The organism is Photorhabdus antumapuensis (genome assembly GCF_020387775.1).
GTDB lineage: Bacteria > Pseudomonadota > Gammaproteobacteria > Enterobacterales > Enterobacteriaceae > Photorhabdus > Photorhabdus antumapuensis.
In genome coordinates this window covers 64,998-84,440 of record NZ_JAHZMK010000009.1, presented here as the reverse complement: position 1 = coordinate 84,440, position 19,443 = coordinate 64,998, and the positions used below count along the sequence as shown (strand labels likewise).

The 19,443-nt window shown below is 41.6% G+C and carries 19 protein-coding genes and 1 pseudogene; 11 read left to right on the top strand and 9 right to left on the bottom strand.

Going from position 1 to position 19,443, the window contains the following annotated elements:
- Positions 1 to 116: 116 nt before the first annotated feature.
- Entirely contained in the window at positions 117 to 1,502 is a 1,386-nt protein-coding gene (gene lysC, locus KZ793_RS02020; RefSeq protein ID WP_225813053.1) for a lysine-sensitive aspartokinase 3, read from the bottom strand.
- Between the two features lie 298 nt (positions 1,503 to 1,800).
- Here lysC and pgi point away from each other — a divergent pair, with 298 nt between their 5' ends.
- The 3 genes from pgi (at position 1,801) to ubiA (ending at position 5,155) form a co-directional block, all read left to right on the top strand.
- Complete coding sequence (gene pgi, locus KZ793_RS02015) at positions 1,801 to 3,447, top strand: glucose-6-phosphate isomerase (protein ID WP_225813052.1); 1,647 nt, start codon at positions 1,801 to 1,803, stop codon at positions 3,445 to 3,447.
- A 313-nt stretch (positions 3,448 to 3,760) separates the two neighbouring features.
- Positions 3,761 to 4,273: a chorismate lyase gene (ubiC, locus tag KZ793_RS02010; RefSeq protein ID WP_225813050.1), complete on the top strand. Its 513-nt coding sequence runs from the start codon at positions 3,761 to 3,763 to the stop codon at positions 4,271 to 4,273.
- Between the two features lie 27 nt (positions 4,274 to 4,300).
- A complete protein-coding gene (gene ubiA, locus KZ793_RS02005; protein ID WP_225813049.1) occupies positions 4,301 to 5,155 on the top strand; it encodes a 4-hydroxybenzoate octaprenyltransferase in 855 nt (284 codons plus the stop codon).
- A gap of 49 nt (positions 5,156 to 5,204) precedes the next feature.
- Here ubiA and plsB read toward each other — a convergent pair whose 3' ends face one another.
- Positions 5,205 to 7,661 (bottom strand): glycerol-3-phosphate 1-O-acyltransferase PlsB, encoded by a 2,457-nt coding sequence (plsB, locus tag KZ793_RS02000; protein ID WP_225813048.1) that lies wholly within the window; start codon positions 7,659 to 7,661, stop codon positions 5,205 to 5,207.
- A 129-nt stretch (positions 7,662 to 7,790) separates the two neighbouring features.
- On the opposite strand from plsB, the gene KZ793_RS01995 reads away from it, so the two are divergent.
- Both KZ793_RS01995 and lexA read left to right on the top strand, forming a co-directional pair.
- A complete protein-coding gene (locus tag KZ793_RS01995) occupies positions 7,791 to 8,162 on the top strand; it encodes a diacylglycerol kinase (RefSeq protein WP_225813047.1) in 372 nt (123 codons plus the stop codon).
- Between the two features lie 119 nt (positions 8,163 to 8,281).
- The gene (lexA, locus tag KZ793_RS01990) at positions 8,282 to 8,887 is read left to right on the top strand and encodes a transcriptional repressor LexA (protein ID WP_225813046.1); all 606 of its coding nucleotides are present in this window, start codon (positions 8,282 to 8,284) and stop codon (positions 8,885 to 8,887) included.
- Positions 8,888 to 9,046: 159 nt separating this feature from the next.
- Here lexA and zur read toward each other — a convergent pair whose 3' ends face one another.
- Entirely contained in the window at positions 9,047 to 9,559 is a 513-nt protein-coding gene (gene zur / locus KZ793_RS01985; protein WP_225813045.1) for a zinc uptake transcriptional repressor Zur, read from the bottom strand.
- 344 nt (positions 9,560 to 9,903) lie between these two features.
- Between zur and KZ793_RS01980 the strand changes: the two genes are divergently transcribed.
- Positions 9,904 to 11,046, top strand: a complete 1,143-nt coding sequence (locus tag KZ793_RS01980; protein ID WP_225813044.1) for a DUF1266 domain-containing protein — start codon at positions 9,904 to 9,906, stop codon at positions 11,044 to 11,046.
- Between the two features lie 201 nt (positions 11,047 to 11,247).
- Here the strand turns inward: KZ793_RS01980 and KZ793_RS01975 are convergent, their stop codons facing one another.
- A complete protein-coding gene (locus KZ793_RS01975) occupies positions 11,248 to 12,438 on the bottom strand; it encodes a lactate oxidase (RefSeq protein ID WP_225813043.1) in 1,191 nt (396 codons plus the stop codon).
- Between the two features lie 500 nt (positions 12,439 to 12,938).
- On the opposite strand from KZ793_RS01975, the gene KZ793_RS01970 reads away from it, so the two are divergent.
- The gene (locus tag KZ793_RS01970; RefSeq protein WP_225813042.1) at positions 12,939 to 13,775 is read left to right on the top strand and encodes a gp53-like domain-containing protein; all 837 of its coding nucleotides are present in this window, start codon (positions 12,939 to 12,941) and stop codon (positions 13,773 to 13,775) included.
- 2 nt (positions 13,776 to 13,777) lie between these two features.
- Positions 13,778 to 14,203, top strand: coding sequence for a tail fiber assembly protein (locus KZ793_RS01965; protein ID WP_225813041.1), 426 nt, complete (start codon positions 13,778 to 13,780; stop codon positions 14,201 to 14,203).
- A 198-nt stretch (positions 14,204 to 14,401) separates the two neighbouring features.
- On the opposite strand, the gene KZ793_RS01960 is transcribed toward KZ793_RS01965, so the two are convergent.
- Positions 14,402 to 14,719, bottom strand: a complete 318-nt coding sequence (locus KZ793_RS01960) for a helix-turn-helix domain-containing protein (protein WP_225813039.1) — start codon at positions 14,717 to 14,719, stop codon at positions 14,402 to 14,404.
- A 1-nt stretch (position 14,720) separates the two neighbouring features.
- Positions 14,721 to 14,840: pseudogene (locus KZ793_RS22790) on the bottom strand (type II toxin-antitoxin system RelE/ParE family toxin); the annotation flags it as partial.
- 299 nt (positions 14,841 to 15,139) lie between these two features.
- On the opposite strand from KZ793_RS22790, the gene KZ793_RS01950 reads away from it, so the two are divergent.
- From KZ793_RS01950 to dusA, 3 genes are all read left to right on the top strand, one after another.
- Positions 15,140 to 15,271: a type II toxin-antitoxin system RelE/ParE family toxin gene (locus KZ793_RS01950; RefSeq protein WP_225813081.1), complete on the top strand. Its 132-nt coding sequence runs from the start codon at positions 15,140 to 15,142 to the stop codon at positions 15,269 to 15,271.
- A complete protein-coding gene (locus KZ793_RS01945) occupies positions 15,268 to 15,552 on the top strand; it encodes a helix-turn-helix domain-containing protein (RefSeq protein ID WP_049582975.1) in 285 nt (94 codons plus the stop codon). Before KZ793_RS01950 ends, KZ793_RS01945 begins: the two co-directional genes overlap by 4 nt.
- A gap of 289 nt (positions 15,553 to 15,841) precedes the next feature.
- Complete coding sequence (gene dusA, locus KZ793_RS01940; protein WP_225813037.1) at positions 15,842 to 16,879, top strand: tRNA dihydrouridine(20/20a) synthase DusA; 1,038 nt, start codon at positions 15,842 to 15,844, stop codon at positions 16,877 to 16,879.
- A gap of 287 nt (positions 16,880 to 17,166) precedes the next feature.
- Here the strand turns inward: dusA and KZ793_RS01935 are convergent, their stop codons facing one another.
- The 3 genes from KZ793_RS01935 to KZ793_RS01925 form a co-directional block, all read right to left on the bottom strand.
- Complete coding sequence (locus tag KZ793_RS01935; protein ID WP_225813036.1) at positions 17,167 to 18,384, bottom strand: serine hydrolase; 1,218 nt, start codon at positions 18,382 to 18,384, stop codon at positions 17,167 to 17,169.
- A 334-nt stretch (positions 18,385 to 18,718) separates the two neighbouring features.
- A complete protein-coding gene (locus tag KZ793_RS01930) occupies positions 18,719 to 18,937 on the bottom strand; it encodes a hypothetical protein (RefSeq protein ID WP_225813034.1) in 219 nt (72 codons plus the stop codon).
- A 153-nt stretch (positions 18,938 to 19,090) separates the two neighbouring features.
- A complete protein-coding gene (locus KZ793_RS01925; RefSeq protein ID WP_225813033.1) occupies positions 19,091 to 19,417 on the bottom strand; it encodes a hypothetical protein in 327 nt (108 codons plus the stop codon).
- Positions 19,418 to 19,443 lie beyond the last annotated feature (26 nt).

Genomic DNA, 19,443 nt, shown 5'->3' with positions numbered 1-19,443 from the left:
AAAGATGAAGGGTATAGATATTCCTACACAATTAATCATCAGTGAGTCAAATGAGGGATTGACCGTAATATCCCGCTTAGCCTTTTGACTGAGCAGGATATCAAGTACCTGAAAAACTATATTGACTCAAATAAACGCTGATGAAGCGTTTGAACAATTTGTTCTGCATCTTTGCCTTGAACAAGTAAACACAGGTTATGGTTACTGGCGCCATGACTGATCATGCGGAGATTGAATCTTTCCAGCACACTGAAAACCTTTTTTCCTAATCCGCTGGTTTGAGAAAGCTGATTACCAATAATTGCCACCAGCGCCAGATCTTCTTCCACTTCAACTCGACACAGTGTCGCCAGCTCAGTCATAAGTGCATTGGTCAGCAGGCAGCCATTTGTGCTAGTGGAGCCAGTGGTATCGAGTGTTAATGCCACATTGACCTCAGAGGTCGTGATCAAATCCACTGAGATATTATGACGTGACAGAATGGTAAATATTTCAGCCAAAAATCCCTGTGCGTGCAGCATTTTCAGGCTGTGTAGTGTCAGTAATGTCTGTTTCTGGCGCAGGGTAATAGCGCGGAACTGTGGTGGGGCTTCTGTCGTATCACAAACTAGCGTACCGCCGACCTGTGGGTCTTTACTAGAGCCAACAAATACTGGAATGCCACAGCGAATAGCAGGAAACAGGGTTGCCGGATGTAGGATTTTGGCGCCAAATGTTGCCATCTCCGCCGCTTCATCAAAGGCAATCTTATCAATTCGTTGGGCAGTTGGAACGACTCGTGGGTCAGTGGTATAAATGCCCGGAACATCTGTCCAGATATTAACGCGTTTCAGGCCAAGGGCTTCTCCTAAAAGTGCCGCGGTATAATCGCTGCCGCCGCGTCCCAGCGTCGTGGTACGGCCGTTCTCTTCACGACCAATAAAACCTTGGGTGACAACCAGGCTATTTTTCAGATGGGGTAAGAGATGTTCCGTTGCCAACGATTGAAGTTGTTCATGGTTTGGTTCCGCACGGCCAAAACTATCGTCGGTATACATCACTTTGCGTATATCAAACCATTCGGCATCTTTACCGCGCTGGCGAAGCAATTCGGTAAACAATCGTGTGGACATCAGTTCACCGTGGCCGACTAATTCATCTGTCAGAGCCGCAGAGGTTGCCAGAGATGCGGCTTTAGCAAGGGTTTTAATATTTTCCAGTAGACGATTAATCTCTTGACGAATCGTCTCGGATTCATGCAAACGATCAATAATTGCGTATTGAATGGAGTGGATCTGTTTCAAGTAGTCAGCCCGCTTATCTGCATGGCAGCCTTCCGATAATGCAACTAATAAGTTTGTTATGCCGGCAGAAGCAGATAGCACAACTACACGTACTGCTTTATTTGCTAGTACGATATCTGCACTGTTATTCATGGCATCGAAATTTGCCACGCTGGTACCACCAAATTTTGCGACTACATGCCCGCCAATTTCTGGGCATTGGGATGAAACAGCACTCATTGCGATAACCTTCTGTTAACTGGATAGTCTTTTAGAAATATCGGGTTAACCGGTTTGAGTCAACGGAGTGAAGAGCTACATCAATATCTTTCATGACGCTATGAGAATCATAAAATAAATTGAGGATAGTAGAGAGAAGTGATTGTCTTTTATACGTACAGGCAAATAGAACTAGAAAAACTTAATCGTTTTGACCAATATCAGTGATTAAAGGAAAGGAGACTCCAATCACAGAATTACAGGTTACAATCTTTCTTTACTTCCAATTAATTACAGTCAATTAATAGAGTGCATAGCCATGAAAAATATTAATCCTAGTCAAACCTCAGCTTGGAAAGCACTAGTACAGCATTTTGCGCAGATAAAGGATATTCACCTACGTGAATTGTTTGAACAGGACCCAAATCGTTTTGCTAAGTTCTCAACGACGTTCGATGACCAGATACTGGTAGATTTTTCAAAAAATCGCATCACAACTGAGACATTAGAAAAGCTACAGGCACTTGCTAAAGAAACGGATGTTGCCGGGGCTATTCGCAGTATGTTTTCTGGCGAAAAAATTAACCGTACCGAAGATCGCGCTGTATTGCATATTGCTCTACGTAATCGCAGCAACGCCCCGATTGTGGTTGATGGGGAAGATGTTATGCAGCAGGTCAACGCGGTGTTGGCAAAAATGAAAGATTTCAGTGAGTGCGTGATTAATGGCGAGTGGAAAGGTTATACCGGTAAGGTGATTACTGATGTTGTGAATATCGGTATCGGTGGTTCAGATCTTGGCCCTTATATGGTGACGGAAGCGCTGAAACCTTATAAGAATCACTTGAATATGCATTTTGTTTCTAATGTTGATGGAACCCATATTGCAGAGACCCTGAAAGCACTGAACCCGGAAACGACGCTGTTTCTGATTGCTTCCAAGACATTCACTACCCAGGAAACGATGACCAATGCTCACTCTGCCCGTGACTGGTTCCTAAAAAGTGCCGGTGATGAAGGGCATATTGCGAAGCATTTTGCGGCGCTTTCCACCAATGGGCAGGAAGTTAAGCAATTTGGTATTGATACCAAAAATATGTTTGAGTTTTGGGATTGGGTTGGTGGCCGTTATTCGTTGTGGTCAGCGATTGGTTTGTCTATTGCACTCTCTGTTGGGTTTGAAAATTTTGAACAATTGCTTAGTGGTGCACATGCAATGGATCAGCATTTTGCCAATACCCCATTTGAGCAGAATATTCCGGTATTGCTGGCGTTAATTGGTATTTGGTACAACAATTTCTTTGGCGCAGAAACTGAAGCGATTCTGCCATACGATCAGTACATGCATCGCTTTGCTGCCTATTTTCAGCAAGGCAATATGGAATCCAATGGTAAATATATCGATCGCAATGGTCATCCAGTGGATTACCAAACCGGCCCAATCATCTGGGGAGAGCCTGGAACGAATGGCCAGCATGCGTTCTATCAGCTTATTCATCAGGGAACTAAACTGATCCCCTGTGATTTTATTGCGCCAGCCATCAGCTATAACCCATTGAGTGACCATCACAGCAAATTGTTATCCAACTTTTTTGCTCAGACGGAAGCATTAGCCTTTGGTAAATCTCGTGAGCAGGTGGATGCTGAATTTGTCGCCAGTGGTAAAACTGCGGTTGAAGTTGCACATGTTGCACCCTTTAAAGTGTTTGAAGGAAATCGCCCGACTAATTCCATTCTGTTACGTGAAATTACCCCATTTAGCTTGGGGGCGTTGATTGCCATGTATGAACATAAAATATTTGTGCAAGGGGCGATTCTCAACATCTTTACTTTTGACCAGTGGGGAGTTGAATTGGGTAAGCAATTGGCTAACCGTATTTTGCCAGAACTTAAGGATGATAATAGGGTTGTCAGCCACGATAGCTCGACAAATGGGTTGATTAACCGTTTTAAAGCATGGCGTTAGTCACTTATTCTGGATTAGAAACTTAATTGATATGAGCGAATTATGTTCATCATAATTCGCTTATTTTTGGTCAACAATATTTATACCCTTCATCTTTCAAGCTGCTGCTTTGTTGGCTGTTTTCACTCACCCCAGTCACATAGTTATCTATGCTCCTGGGGATTCGTTCACTTGCCGCCGCACTGCAACTCGAAATCTATTAGGTATATAGAATTTGTTATAACTTTTTATTCTGTATACCTGCAACGTGGTATTCTCTGCGGTTATCAATTGTACTGTCGGATAAAAGAAATTTGTCCTAATGGAAAAGCGAATGTCAACTGACTCAATATTAACAACGGTGCCTATTCAGTGGCTTTCGGCGGATTCGCCCGTTTTGCCTGATGAGGTTTTAGACTGGTTGATGGAATTGGGCTCAATGACCCGCCGTTTTGAACAATATTGTAACCATGTGCGTATCATACCATTCAGAGAATGTTTTATTACCGCGGAGCAACTTTCTGATGAAAATGAGCGTTTGCTAACGGGTCAAAGATATTGGCTGCGTGAGATCGTACTGTGCGGTGATAATATCCCTTGGCTATTGGGGCGGACGTTAATCCCCGAAACAACATTAACTGGCCCTGATGAAAGCTTGGTTGATTTAGGAACAGTCCCGCTGGGACGATATCTTTTTAGTGGTAATAAATTGATGCGGGACTATATTCATGTGGGGCAACAGGGGAACCGTTGGGCAAGGCGATCATTGCTGAGGTTATCCGGCAAACCGTTATTATTAACCGAAGTCTTTTTACCTGAATCACCTGTATACAAAGGTAAAATTTAAAAGGGGGAAATAGAAGTGGCGGGAAGTATGGCGCAAAGTAAATGGCTGGCCTATTGCCGTTTATTGCGTATTAATAAACCTATAGGTGCATTATTGTTGTTGTGGCCGACTTTCTGGGCTTTGTGGATGGCCGGTAAAGGTATCCCGGATATGCACATATTATTGGTTTTTACTGCTGGTGTGTTTCTGATGCGTGCAGCGGGGTGTGCGATTAATGATTTTGCTGACAGAAAATTTGATGGTTATGTTGAGCGCACAAAAACACGTCCCCTGCCTAGCGGTGCTATTAGTGAGAAAGAGAGTAAGATCCTGTTTGTCGTACTGGCGCTGATTTCTTTAGGTCTGGTTCTAACCCTGAATAAAATGGCGATCGGGTTGTCAGTCGTTGGATTGGCTCTGGCTTGGTTTTACCCCTTTGTTAAACGGTTTAGTCATCTTCCTCAGTTTGTACTAGGGGCAGCTTACGGTTGGGCGATTCCTATGGGATTTGCTGCGGTTAGTGAGTCCTTACCACTAGAGTGTTGGTTATTATTCCTGGTTAATATCTTCTGGTCGGTTATTTATGATACACAGTATGCCATGGTCGATCGAAACGATGATTTAAAAATTGGCATTAAATCCACCGCTATCCTGTTTGGTCGTTTCGATAAATTGATTATAGGGCTATTACAACTCGCTATGTTACTGGTGCTGGTGCTGGTGGGTTATCTGATGAATCTGGGTGGTATCTACTATTGGTCATTGTTGCTTGCGGGCACGCTATTTATTTATCAGCAGAAACTGATTGCCGACCGGGAAAGAACACTGTGTTTCCAGGCATTCCTTAATAATAATTACGTTGGTCTGGTGCTATTCCTTGGCATCTTCTTTAGCTATGTCTGAAACATCTGGTGATAATGATGAATAACCATTATCACCAGTATTCAGAAGATTATCCTGCCTTAGCACTCTCTTCGGTATCGTTATGCTCTGGTGGCAAACTGACACTCTCGATAGTAAGACGAATCTCAGGTGACATCAGTTCACTTAATACCTGGTACAGCTCTTGGGTATTTGCTGTAATCGCATTACCACTGTCACTGATATAACCTTCTTCGCGCAGCGTATTTACCGACGTAGTAAATACTGCCTTATCAAAGAATTCAGGTGCGTTGATGCCATGCAATACAGATAAACGTTGCGCTAACATCCGACTCTCTTTTTCCAGCACTCCCCGGCTGACTACTGGGTTGGCGTTTAGTAAAGAGAGTGTGATGGCATAACGTTGCAGTGTTTCACGGATACCGGCTGCCAGCAATTGCAGGGGGCGGATACGCGCTGGATTAAGCACCAACATGCCATGCTCCTTGTTACAGATAAGGCACTGGCGGGTCAGTTCGTTGATCAGCGTATTAACCACTTCTGGCAGCTCTGCTTTGCTATAACGCATAAACAGCTCGGCTTTAAGTAGTGGATAAATGATCGCGACCTGGCTTAATAACGCTTCGCGGCTGATACGGCGATGATGAATAACGATACAGGCAATCAGTGATGGCAGTACTAATAGATGTTGAATATTGTTGCGGTAGTAGGTCATCAAAACTGCACGATCACGTGGCAGAATGATAATGTCGCCCATACTGTCTTTGTCTACCTCGAACTTATCCATTTGCAGAGCGTGTTCTAGCAACTCCTCCGCGGCTTTCTTTGGTACAGTGACATCGGCAGCGTAGGGCGCATTGTGCATGAGCTGTATATAACAATCCAGTTGCTCAAGCAGTTGCTCACGAGTGAGTGCTCGCTGACGTGACGCAAGCAGGGCAGTTGAACACAAGTTAATGGCGTTAGCCGCCGCCGTGTTGTTGATGTTTACCATAATCTTCTCAGACAGTTGACTGACTGTCGGATTGAACCATTCGGGGCGATGGAATTCTATTGGATCAATAGAATCGCGCCAGCTAGGAACATGATTATTAAGGTATTGGATCAACGGGATGGGTTCGCCAAAGTTCACGTAGCCTTGCCCCAGATTACGAAGTTTGCGCAAACCGCGTATCATCTGGAAAAAGCCCTCTTTCTCTTTGGTTGCACCACGCAGCTCTTTGGCGTAGGTGGCAACTTCCATCACATGCTCGTAGCCGATATAAATCGGGATAATAGTAATTGGGCGTGATTCGCCTCTCAACAGCGCCTGTAACGTCATGGACAGCGTACCCGTTTTGGGATCGAGTAGACGACCTGTCCTGGAGCGACCGCCTTCCATAAAGTATTCAACAGAATAACCGCGGGCAAATAATTCACCTAGATATTCCCGGAATATCGTGGCGTAGAGTTTATTACCCTTGAACGTGCGGCGGATGAAAAATGCACCAAGGCGGCGGAATATTGGCCCTGCTGGCCAAAAATTCAGGTTGATGCCAGCGGCGATATGGGGCGGTACTAAACCCTGATGATAGAGCACGTAGGAGAGCAGTAAATAATCCATGTGGCTACGGTGGCAGGGCGCATAAACCAGTTCGTGACCATCCTGTGCCAGACGGCGGATGCGTTCAGCATTGTGAACATTGATCCCTTGATACAGGCGGTTCCAGGTCCAACCTAGTACACGGCCTGACAGCCGTACCGTTTCATAAGAGAAATTCGCAGCAATCTCTTCCATCATGTTAATGGCATTCTGTCGGGCTTTCTCATGTGAGATTTTCTTGGTACGGGCCTCATCAGAGACTGCTTTTTCTATTGCTTTTGAAGCCAGCAATTTGTTAAACAGTTCTTGCCGAACTGGCAGGCGTGGGCCAACGGCTGCCAGGCGTTGACGTGAATAGTGCATTCGTGCCACACGAGCCAGCTTATGGGCAATAGTCTTGTCAGTGCCATGCTCAGTTGCCATATAGCGTAGAGATACTGTGTTTGAAAAACGTACAAAACTATCTCGGCCTAGCCAGAGAATGGCAAAGAACTTTTGGATACCATTGAGTAGCTGCAAGTGTGGGGTGCTCTGCCCTTCACGTCCGGGGGAACGGCCGAACATGACAGAAACTGGCAGCATTTGAATATCCAAATTTGGATTATTGCGATGCAGATCTAGATAAGCATGGAAAATTTTTACGGATTCCTGCTTTGGTGCACAATAGCGGAATACACGTGGGCCATTATCGATAAATACATAGCTGGGAAGTTCAGTGTCACCGATCTCCAGTGAATTTAATGGGTCCGGCAGATCCTGCTCAAGACATTGCTGACGTAATGCCAGTAAGTCTGCTTTAGAGTGATACGGCAGCACGTACAGAATCGGGCGTGTCGTATCGAGCCGCAATTCAGTAATAGGATCTGTGGGGATAAGTTTGCTCTTTACCAGTATTTTTAGTGGTAAATTCAATAATTTATAATATATTTTACGCCAACTTGACATAAATATCTTAAAGCCTCTTGTTAGCAACACGTTGCCAGCATATCAGAAACGGGGGTTGAGATCTGTTGTGTTAAGGCAATAATAAGAGTGGAAAGTGTCAAATAACCTCATATTTGGTGTGAATAATTTATGGCGAATCAATCCAAGGGCTTGGCCCGTATCATTAAAGCAATCGTATATTCGGTGAAGGGCATTAGGGCGACATGGCAAAATGAAGCGGCTTTCCGTCAGGAAATAATTTTAGCGATATTGGCTATGATGGTTGCATTTTATCTGGATATCGGCGCCATTGAGCGCATTTTACTGATTGGTTCAGTGATGCTGGTGTTGATTATGGAAATCCTGAACAGTGCTATTGAAGCAGTTGTTGACCGTATTGGCAGTGAGTTCCATGAATTGTCCGGTCGCGCGAAAGATATGGGATCGGCGGCTGTCTTTCTAACGATGATATTGTCATTAATTGTCTGGGGGACCATCCTTTGGCGCTATTTTATGGCCTGATTTGGTTTAATAGTTAGGTATTATATTATAATTGGCTGATTTTCTACCTTGGTAGGTTCCCAATCGTTATTTAGCTGTATATACTCACATATTGACTGTATAAACAAACAGGGGACGAAATGAAAGCACTTACCGCCAGGCAGCAGCAAGTTTATGACTTGGTGCGTGACCATATTTCGCAAACAGGTATGCCGCCAACGCGTGCTGAAATTGCAGCACGTCTTGGTTTTCGTTCACCTAACGCGGCTGAAGAGCATTTAAAAGCATTGGCTCGTAAAGGGGTGATAGAGATTGTTGCAGGGGCATCTAGGGGTATCCGTTTGCTGTTGGAAGAATCTGGTTTACCGTTAATTGGCCGTGTAGCCGCAGGTGAACCACTGTTGGCACAGGAGCATATTGAAAGTCATTATCAGGTTGATCCCGCACTGTTTAAGCCAAGTGCGGATTTCCTGTTGCGGGTCAGCGGAATGTCTATGAAAGATGTTGGGATTATGGATGGTGATCTGCTGGCTGTGCATAAAACACAAGATGTTCGCAATGGGCAGATTATTGTTGCCCGCATTGAAGATGAAGTGACGGTAAAACGTTTTAAACAGACTGGCAATAGAGTTGAATTGCTGGCAGAAAACCCCGAATTTAAGCCAATTGTGGTGGATTTGAGTGAACAGGGCCTGACAATTGAAGGATTGGCGGTTGGGGTGATTCGTAACGGCAACTGGTCCTGATAGTAAAATATCAAATTGTTGTTTTTGAGATTGTTAAAGAATTGCAATATTCCGGCAGAATCATGTTGTTGAATTTATCGTTGTGATTATCTTAAACGTGATTCTGCGGTTGTTTATTCCAGTCTGACTCTGTACCAAAAGTAAGTATCTACTTACTATCTATTTCTTTTTACTTCCTTCAATTCTGTGGTCATGCTGGCATTCATCTCGTTTAGTACAGGATTCGATCTCTTCACAAGGTGAACATAAGCCATGCGCTTCGATGACGGTATGACGTAAACTGAACCCGGCTGTTTTTGCTAACTGTTGGATGGCGGATTCAACGGTTCCACCATCTCGCTCTGTAACAGAACCACAACGGTCACAAATAAACATTGCTGAGGTGTGGCTTGGCTGTTCAATATGGTGACATAGGACATAACTGTTGGTGGATTCTATTTTATGAATAAAACCCTGTTCCAGCAGAAATTCCAGCGCCCGGTATACGGTAGGCGGTTTAGCCTGTGGTTCTGCTTCTCGTAGCAAATCCAGTAAATCATAAGCACTAATTGCCCCGGGTTGCTCTGAAATTAGACGCAGAGCCTCAAGCCGCTGCGGAGTAAAGCGGACTCCACGAGCCTGGCAAATAACTTCGGCCTGTTCCAGTAACTTTTTTTGGTTAATCAATTTCATTGCGCTCCTTACAACCAGTACGATGATAATATTGTGATGTTATACCCTTCATCTTTCAAGCTGCTGTTTTGTTGGCTGCTTTCACTCACCCCAGTCACATAGTTATCTATGCTCCTGGGGATTCGTTCACTTGCCGCCGCACTGCAACTCGAAATCTATTAGGTATATCATGTTTCTTCAATAGAAAATATTATCCAGCAAAGTTCCTTGCGATTGTCCCCTGATGGAGTTAATTTGGCTAAATTGGTACTCAGTAGCAAAAATAATGTTTCCTTGAAGTTTATGATAATACAGACAAGAATTATCGTATATGACAGATAATTTTCGGAAAGGAAGCATTTGTGATGAAAGAGCTTTTACAAAATCAGCCTCATTATAGACAGTTCCCTGTTAAAGGCTATCAGGTAATGAAGCATATTATCTATGAAAAAAGAAAGTTACCTTTTCTAAGTGCATTATATGCGTTGATTAATATTTTATTTGTAATTGCGGTATGTATGGGTATTGTATTATCTGTAGCAATTGTTTTATTTATAATAGGTAATGTATCTGTCCCTGATACCGACTATTTACTTCTGGCACAAGTAGGAGGTGTAGCATTATTTGGAGTAATGTTACTCTCGGTTATTATTTATCGCATTGTTAAGCGTCCTGAATGGGAACAACGGCGTTATTATCAACAAGCAGGTTTGTCTCTTTTACCAGAAGAGAAGCGTCAAGTATTACGGTTAAATATTGTTAGTGACTATTGGCTAGGTTTTTGGAGTGAAACGCTAGAGCACTATCCTCTACAGTCACGGGTTGCCCATGATAGCTATCGTTACTGTCTGCTTCCATTATCTCCGACCCAGGAACATCAATCCCAATTATACAGCGACTGGGGAATTATTGATGAAGAAGGGTATATGAAGATGCTAACGGGTTTATGGGAGGGGGTACATTCAAAACATTTTGCTGTTGATGTCGCTCTTAGTGATGGGAAAATGTTTAAAGTACTTGCCAAATTAGTTGAAGTAACACCTGACTATATTCATAAATGTTCCAAATCTATTAATGGACGTCCACCTGCATTAGTGTGGGGATTTGATTTGTGGCTTGCAATCGTTTTAAGTCGTAACTGTTTTTGTGCCGGTTATATCAGTGAAGAAGTCGCATGGAAAAATATGCTGAAAACGGCTGATTATATTTATGAAATCTTCGGTGGTTTTGATGAGTTTTATACTAACTTTCGGCTAGGCAATGCTTACTGGAGTAATGATTTTGACCGGGCTAAAGGGCGGCTGGAGCAATTTAATTATTATAAGTCACATTGTGACTGGCCAATTGCTAGTTTGCCGTGGCCTGAACCAAAAGGCGTTATTATGGAAAGGCAGATGATGACGGGTTTTTCTGCATTAGTGGAAGATGTTTTACGCGGCAACATGGAAGAACAACAAAGTTATGAATTTGATATTACCGAGCTGTCAGCGTCTCGTATACTCCATTAATATTTACATGAAATGTTTCCCCTTGAAGAACATTTCAAGGGGAAGTAAGTCATTAATAATAGGAAATAATGGTGCAAAGTGAGAGAACGGATTTTTCATTATGGGAGCTATTACTTCTAAAGCTAACATAATTTACCCCGTTTCCTGAAATCACCTGTTGCAAGTGAAACGGGGCCAATATTTGCTTTATCAGTTCATTGGTTAAATCAAACTAATAAATTTTCTCTCTATATCTTTAATGGCTGCGCATCCTGCCAGCTTCATGCTAAGTTTCAGCTCATCCTTAAGTAGGTTTAAAATGGAAGTTACGCCGGGTGCTCCACCCAATGCCAGCGCATACAAAATGGGTCTACCGATAGCGACAGCCTTGGCACCTAATGCGAGAGCTTTAAACACATGGGTACCGCGGCGGATGCCTCCGTCTAGATAGACTGGAATTTTAGATCCAACAGCTTCAACAATGCTTGGTAATGAAGCGATTGCTGCCGGGACAGTATCCAACTGTCGGCCACCGTGGTTAGAAACTTGGATCGCTGCGGCTCCGTGGTCAACACACTCTTTAGCATTTTCGGCAGATTGAATGCCTTTCACGATGATTGGAAGGCCCGATTCTTTGGCAAGAAACTCCAAATCATTGAAATCAAGATCCCGTTTAAATAGTGTTGTAATCTCTGATAATGCTGCCCCTACGGGAACGCCGGGGATATTAGGGAATGGCAGTGAGCGTGGGAAAACAAATTTATTACGTTTATCTGTTTCTCTGTTACCACTCCACTCTAAATCGACTGTAAAGACGATTGCGGTTGCCCCCATAGCTTTGGCTCGGCGTATCAGTTCACGGTTAATACCCATATCTTTGGTAAAATAAATTTGAAACCATTTGGGGCCGTTACTCACTTTTGCTATCTCTTCAAGAGATGAATTAGACAGAGTTTGTGCAGTAAACAGGGCACCGGCAGCGGCAGCGCCTCTCGCGGTTCCCAATTCAGCGGTCATATGAGCTAGCCCATGTGCTGCCATTGGGGGAATGAAAATAGGCATATCCACTTTACTGCCGAACAATTCGGTTGTTGTGTCAGGCTCTTTTACTCCTGCGAGATAGCGGGGAATAATTTGGAAATCGTCAAAGGCTCTGGTGTTTTCACGTAGAGTCCATTCATCACCTGAACCGCCGCTGATATAGCCAAATTGGGGCGCAGGAATCAATTTGCGTGCTTCTTCTTCCAAGTCATAAAGATTAATAATATCCAGGGATTTTTCTGCACTATTTGTTTTGTAGGTTCCTGTCAGTTTTATGTTAGCAGTTGCAGCGTTGGCTGAGGATACAGCGGATAGCGTACCGGCAGCAGCAAGACTTAATCCTCCAACTATGACGTCTCTTCTTGATGGCATATAATTCTTCCTTACTTAGTAGGTTTAATAAGTATTGACAATAGAATCTGTCCACATATTAAGAATAGACCTATTCTGAATAACTCAAGCTAATAAATCCTCAAGAATGTTTTTATAAGCTGATCAATCCTATTGGAACTGGCAGTTTTTTGTTGTGAGAGCAGCATCACAAAACTCAGATTAAAGTATGGTGGCTTATCTTATTTGCTTACCTGAGTTTTTGGGGAATAGTTAAAATAGAGGGACTTTCGGATGCTGAATGTAAATGAATAGCTTAGGTATAAATTTGGTTTCAGGTATTGATCTATTAATGGAATCAACTATAAGAAAATAATTAATTTCTCTAAGTTATAAAAATATTTCATCATTCCTTATCAGAAAAAGGCTATTATTGAAATGCAATCTAAAAATTATATACGATGATTAAGTGGATATTTTAGTTTTCATTAATTCAAAGTCTTATTTAATGAAAAAATAAATTTTTTCCTTAAGGAGAACTCATGAGTAACAAAAATGACTTCAAAGCTTTTTCTATTAGTCAGGATGCTAATGTTGTTTCTCAAGGAGAATATGAAGAAAGTCAGGAGTTGAATACGGGGATTCCCCCCAATATTATTTCTATTGGTTTATTAAATAAGGTCTTGCGTCAATCATCAACGATATCATCGGTGGTGGCTAATTTTATCTCTACACAATGTAGTGATGATGTTTTGGATGATGGCGATATAGACAAGCTCACCACCCAATTAAATATCGCTTTAGAGCAAAAAGCTTTAACAGAGATTCCAAGTGCTTCATTAACACAAAAAGGTGTTATTCAACTTACAGATGCACTTGGTGATAGTAATACGCTGGCAGTCACGCAAAAGCTTGTCCAGGAAATAATAACTTCGTTAAGTGAAAGTATTAATAGCAGAGTACCCAATATCCGGCAGGTAAATGGTAAGGCGTTGTCCGAGGATATTGATCTGGATGCCGTGGATATCGGGGTATACACAAAAGAAGAAGTAGACAATGAAGTTAATGCCAAAGGTAATAGGAATAGTGCCAGTAAAGCGATTAATGGTTGGTGGAGATGTGGAGATACAGGAGTTATCTATCAATGGGGGCGTACTAAGGTCATTGATGCTGGCCGTATAGAACGTATTCGATTGCCAATTAGTTTCTCCAATAGGCAATACTCCATCAATATTAATCCTATTCAAAGTAAATTAGGTCTTATGGGTGCGTCTGTTGGCTATGTAAATGTCATTGATGATTCATCTTTCGATTTATTAAATTCTTGGGTAAATGCCAAATGGGATAGCCCATTTTTTTGGATAGCGATAGGATATTAATTATGTATTATTACAGTGCAAAAACGAATGCATTCTACCCGGTAGAATTGAGAAAAAGCTATATTGCTGCTGGTTCATTGCCGGATGATATTATAGAAGTCAGTAATGATATTTATCAGGAATATGCTGCTAATAATGCGCCAGAAGGAAAACACCGTGTAGCAAATAAAAACGGTTTGCCGGAATGGGCAGATATTCCTCCGCCAACGAAAGATGAATTACGGCAATATGCTGAATATCAGAAGCAACAATTAATGGCTGAGGCAACAAATCAAATTGCACCACTGCAAGATGCTGTTGATTTAGGTATTGAGACTGAGGAAGAGAAAATGGCTTTATTGGCATGGAAAGAATACAGGGTAATACTGAATCGGATAGATGTTTCACAGGTAATGGATATTGATTGGCCGGAAAAACCAGAGAGATAGATAGACACAGTTTTTTTAATTCACCCCCCAAATTGACCTGTTTGATTTTTTGGGGGGATATTTGGTTTCAAATTTAATTCTTAATTATCTGCTGTAAGCTAATTTTATTTTTGTTATCTTTTATTTTTATCGTGATTATTTCTAAGTTTACGACAGGTAAAAAATAGCTCAGAAGATTGGGCTATTGTGAAAGTTGTATTAAGAAAAAACGACTTTAAGGCTACCGGGTGTCCGGCGTGGTTTCCCGATTACAATCTGAACGTCACGTCCTAGTTGATTTAGGCAATCTAGTATTTTTGCTTCGCTGATCCCCCGGAACTGCCCACGTAGCATGTTAGATAAGCGGGGTTGAGTCATGCCTAACAATTGAGCGGCTTTTTCTTGTGTTAGGCGACGGCTTTTAATGATATTGCCGATAGTAGTAGCAAGTTGTGCTTTGGCTTGCATTTCTTCGGCATCCTCCATACCGAGATCGGCATAAATGTTACCGTTACTGACTTCGATATTGTGGTTCATATTATGCTCCTTTGGAATGGTCTTCTGCGATTTTCAATCGTTCGCGAATTTTATCCATATCTGGCTTAGGTGTTGCTATCCCTGTCGATGATTTCTTCTGAAATACATGCAGAACATATACCCAATGGATTTCAAGATGCATCGCGACGGCAAGGGAGCGAATCCCCGGGAGCATAGATAACTATGTGGTCTGTGCAATATGTAGGGCATAACCGAAAATGTCCTGAACATCATAGGGAAGCGACAGGAGGTCTTTTTTACTACTTCCAACTCAATAAAGAGGTTTCATTACGCGAGATTCCGTGCATAGATTTATACCTATATGGATATAAATTAACATAATAGAAGGACAAGGTGTAGTCAAATTGAGGGAGAAAATAGGAACAATCAGGTAATCTCGAAAGAGTAGGAAATAAAGACATTGCCCGGTCACTGTATGCGTTTGCAAGAGGTCAGAATATCTATCTGCTACATGCATTCGTGAAGAAGACTGAGAAAACACCGGCAGCAGCTATTAAGACAGCCCATGCGAGGCTTAAGGAATTCAAATGAAACCAGTATCACTGAATGAATTGAAGGAGTTGATGTTGAATGACGCGGAGTCTATCGCTGCGTATAAGGAAGCCGACAAGGAATTGGAACTGATACAGATATTGTTTGAGATGCGTGAACGCTCTGGCATGTCAAAGACTGAGCTGGCAGAGAAAATCGGTATCAAACCATCAGGTATCAATAGGCTTGAAAAAAATCCTCTTGGCGCAAGTATGAAGACTTTGGAACGTTATGCAGCAGCGTGTGGCGCGGTTATTAACTTCAACGTTCAATATCAGTAAAAGGAATGGGACTTTGGTCCCGTTTATCCCTTAAAGCCGAAATAATTATACTAAAGTAGTAAACGTACTCCGCGCGTTCCCCAAAATATTCCTGATAGCAACCTGTACGGTTATACATTCAATCACCTGCAATACTTCTTTATGTCAATTGTCAACGATACCTGATAGTGCCATCAGTACGGAGACGTTTCTCTATGCTATAGTAGGCCATAATTTAATATTATTCTCTGTGTTAGGTCTCCTATTTATGGGGTACTGAGAATGTCAAAATAATCTAAAAAGTATAGCAATGCACCAAAATAAAGAAATTGAAAAAACTTTTAAATTCAGTGGGAAAGATAAAGAAATGGTTAAATATAGCCTTAACCGTTTCTCCGTTGCCCCGATGTTGGACTGGACAGACCGTCATTGCCGTTATTTCCATCGTTTATTAAGTCAGCAAACGCTGTTATATACCGAAATGGTGACAACCGGGGCGATTATTCATGGCAAAGGCGATTATCTGGCATACAGCGAAGAAGAACATCCGATAGCATTACAACTGGGTGGCAGTGATCCGCGGGCGTTGGCACAATGTGCGAAGATTGCTCAGGAACGGGGCTATGATGAAATTAACCTAAATGTCGGTTGCCCTTCTGACCGGGTACAAAATGGTCGTTTTGGTGCTTGCCTGATGGGGGATGCTGAACTGGTCGCTGATTGCGTCAAAGCCATGCAGGATGTGGTTAATGTGCCGGTGACAGTTAAAACCCGTATCGGTATTGATGAACAAGACAATTACCAATTCCTGTGTGATTTTATTGATACCGTTGTACAACGTAGTGACTGCAATATATTTACCATTCATGCCCGTAAAGCTTGGCTTTCTGGTTTGAGCCCAAAAGAAAATCGTGAGATTCCCCCGTTGGATTACCCACGAGTTTATCAATTGAAAAAAGATTTCCCTCAATTGATGATTGCTATTAATGGTGGTGTTAAATCGTTGGAAGAAGCGAAACAGCATCTACAACATGTAGATGGAATTATGATGGGGCGTGAAGCTTATCAGAATCCATCTATTCTGGCACAGGTTGATCATGAATTATTTGATGCTTCAATGCCGGTAGTTGATACTATTGCAGTGGTCAAAGCACTTTATCCTTATATAGAGCAAGAACTATCAAAAGGAACATATCTGGGTCATATTACCCGCCATATTTTAGGTATTTTTCAAGGAATTCCGGGGGCGCGTCAGTGGCGTCGTCATCTTAGTGAGAATGCACACAAATCGGGCGCGGATATTTCTGTTGTGGAACAGGCGTTAGCTATGGTGACTGAGCGGATGTAATATCCGCTCGTTTTACTGCTATAAGAATTCTATCCGTGGCACTTACAGCTCCTGGTCCAATGTCACCTAAGATACCAATTATTTTTTTCATTGTATCATTATGGAAAGTAAAATGGTTGAGACCTGAAGTTTAAAAATATTCTTTAGATCTCATACCGGGCCTTACATATGTGATTAAATATTAAATAACAGGCTTGAGGTATTTAAGATAATGATGATCTTAAATAGCCATCGAAAAAATTTTAAGCTAAGAAACGTAATGCATTGATGTAAATTCAAAAAAAGCATTAGCTATTTATGGAGCAAGGGAAGCAAATGCCAGACCATTGGTATATTTTCATCAAGACGAAATCCCACATACGGCTAATGAATCCACCTTCTTCAATCGTTTCCATTACAATAAGTGGTCTTTCCTCAATGGTTTTACTGCCAATCTTAAAAGTTATGGTGCCGACTACCTGGTCTTTCTTTATTGGGGCAGTAATCTGAGGGGTATTAAGAATATAGCTGGTTTTTAATTTTTTAAGTTGGTCACGAGGTATGGTAATAGAACCTTGTTTACCCACATTGAGTTTGACTTCTTTTTTATTTCCAAACCATATACGTTGAGTAATAAAAGTATCTTCAGATTTAATAGGTGTCACTGTTTCAAAGAAGCGAAATCCCCATGTCAGAAGTTTTTCTGATTCCTGGAAACGAACAGAATCCGTCTTTGCGCCCAGAATAATAGAAATTAAGCGCATATCACCCAAGGTTGCTGATGCAACTAAGTTATAACCGGCCTCAGAGGTAGTTCCGGTTTTCATGCCATCTATATTGAGGTTGCTGTTCCATAACAGTCGGTTACGATTGTATTGACGAATCTTATTAAATGTGAATTCTTTCTCTTTATGAATTGCATATTCATCCGGGACATCATGAATGAGGGAGCGAGCTAACAATGCCATGTCTCGTGCTGTACTAAATTGCCCAGGAGCATCTAAACCATGCACTGTTTTAAACGTTGTATTGTTAAGCCCCATTTTTTGTCCATAGCCGTTCATAAGACTTATGAATGCGTCCTGACTGCCAGCTATATAATCAGCTAGTGCAACACAGGCATCATTACCGGATTGAATAACAATTCCTTTGTTAAGGTCTTCCACTGAAACCCTGTCCCCAGGTTTAAGAAACATGACAGAAGACCCGCGTAGAACAGGATTGCCTGTAGCCCAAGCATTTTTATCAATGGTTACAGTATCGGTCAGATGAATTGTACCTAACTTAAGTGCTTGTCCTACAACATAACTGGTCATGAGTTTAGTTAGGCTCGCCGGATCTATCTTTTCATCCGCATTACCTTCTGCCAGAACTTTTCCACTGTTGTAGTCCATTAAGATCCAAGCTTGTGAGTCCACTTGTGGAGTAGCTAGAGCTTCTTCAGCTTGAATTAATGGAGCATTGAGAAACAGTAAAAATGTAGCCACAAACTGGACTTTCCATGTAAAAAAGGTGATATCTTTCATAAAAAAACCAAATGTCTATTATAAAATTATTAAGCCAATCTATTTTATTTGAACTTTAGAAAACGTTTAGTCCTGAAACTCTGGAAATTCAAACACGGCACGTCTATTCCATTTCTTGGTTTATTCCTTATAGCCAAAAACTATCGGATATGAATCTACCCATGAATTCTATTTACCTAAGTAGATTTATTTTATTGAACGGCTATTTAGATTAAAGTATATGATGTTATCGTTATAAAGTGCCAATAACTTATTTTCGAGATCATTACTGTATTTTCCCTGCATCGGATAATTTAAGCATATCCCCCCGTGAATATATACGTTTTAATAAAAACTAATGTGTTATACCTAAAATAACAGGGAAAACATTTTTATCTGGCCCTTTGTGACATTCAACCGCTTTCTTTTGATTGTAAATAAAATAATGTTTTTCATTTTCAGAATTTACAATCATCATATCTCCATTCATAAACTGATATACAAGTTTCTTTCCGTTCTTATTAAATAGTTTAGTGGGAGATGGTGATACAATAAAATCATCATCCCACTTCAAAGTCGTTATCCTATAATTTGTATGCATGACGGTCATTTCACTACGGCCTTGACAGTTTAAAGTATACTGCTTCATAGCGTTAACTGGACATGATCTGAAAATAAATAAAATAACGATATATTTCATAATGTTTTTGTCCATATGACTTGTTTTTTAAGAAAATATAGGGATTTTGATATCGTGTGATGCTTTTGTTCGTCTGGACAGCGCGGCTAGCGCCTTTACTTCCGGCCCCTTAAGATCGACAGCATTATTATAACAGTTAGCAAACTCTTGCCTCCCCTCTGGTTGTCTATATCCCATATAATTACCGAAAAAATTGCCTCTAGGATACCCGCCTAACGGAGACTCGGGCATAGCAACTAATTGTGCTCTGTTGTTGATTTTTTTATTTTTAAAATCAATGATATGAGGTAATTTGGCGACTTTCCATTCAGGAGATGTACCGATCGGAAGCGCAGCAACTGATATCTTGCTCATAGGTGTTTCCTTCTTCTCAAGATGTT

Coding starts and splice junctions, on each gene's coding strand:
- KZ793_RS01925 (WP_225813033.1), bottom strand. CDS start 19,417: ATGAGCAAGATATCAGTTGCTGCGCTTCCGATCGGTACATCTCCTGAA.
- KZ793_RS01960 (WP_225813039.1), bottom strand. CDS start 14,719: ATGAACCACAATATCGAAGTCAGTAACGGTAACATTTATGCCGATCTC.
- zur (WP_225813045.1), bottom strand. CDS start 9,559: ATGAAATTGATTAACCAAAAAAAGTTACTGGAACAGGCCGAAGTTATT.
- KZ793_RS01975 (WP_225813043.1), bottom strand. CDS start 12,438: ATGCCATCAAGAAGAGACGTCATAGTTGGAGGATTAAGTCTTGCTGCT.
- KZ793_RS01995 (WP_225813047.1), top strand. CDS start 7,791: ATGGCGAATCAATCCAAGGGCTTGGCCCGTATCATTAAAGCAATCGTA.
- plsB (WP_225813048.1), bottom strand. CDS start 7,661: ATGTCAAGTTGGCGTAAAATATATTATAAATTATTGAATTTACCACTA.
- KZ793_RS01935 (WP_225813036.1), bottom strand. CDS start 18,384: ATGAAAGATATCACCTTTTTTACATGGAAAGTCCAGTTTGTGGCTACA.
- lysC (WP_225813053.1), bottom strand. CDS start 1,502: ATGAGTGCTGTTTCATCCCAATGCCCAGAAATTGGCGGGCATGTAGTC.
- KZ793_RS01980 (WP_225813044.1), top strand. CDS start 9,904: ATGAAAGAGCTTTTACAAAATCAGCCTCATTATAGACAGTTCCCTGTT.
- ubiA (WP_225813049.1), top strand. CDS start 4,301: ATGGCGCAAAGTAAATGGCTGGCCTATTGCCGTTTATTGCGTATTAAT.
- KZ793_RS01965 (WP_225813041.1), top strand. CDS start 13,778: ATGTATTATTACAGTGCAAAAACGAATGCATTCTACCCGGTAGAATTG.
- KZ793_RS01945 (WP_049582975.1), top strand. CDS start 15,268: ATGAAACCAGTATCACTGAATGAATTGAAGGAGTTGATGTTGAATGAC.
- lexA (WP_225813046.1), top strand. CDS start 8,282: ATGAAAGCACTTACCGCCAGGCAGCAGCAAGTTTATGACTTGGTGCGT.
- ubiC (WP_225813050.1), top strand. CDS start 3,761: ATGTCAACTGACTCAATATTAACAACGGTGCCTATTCAGTGGCTTTCG.
- pgi (WP_225813052.1), top strand. CDS start 1,801: ATGAAAAATATTAATCCTAGTCAAACCTCAGCTTGGAAAGCACTAGTA.
- dusA (WP_225813037.1), top strand. CDS start 15,842: ATGCACCAAAATAAAGAAATTGAAAAAACTTTTAAATTCAGTGGGAAA.
- KZ793_RS01970 (WP_225813042.1), top strand. CDS start 12,939: ATGAGTAACAAAAATGACTTCAAAGCTTTTTCTATTAGTCAGGATGCT.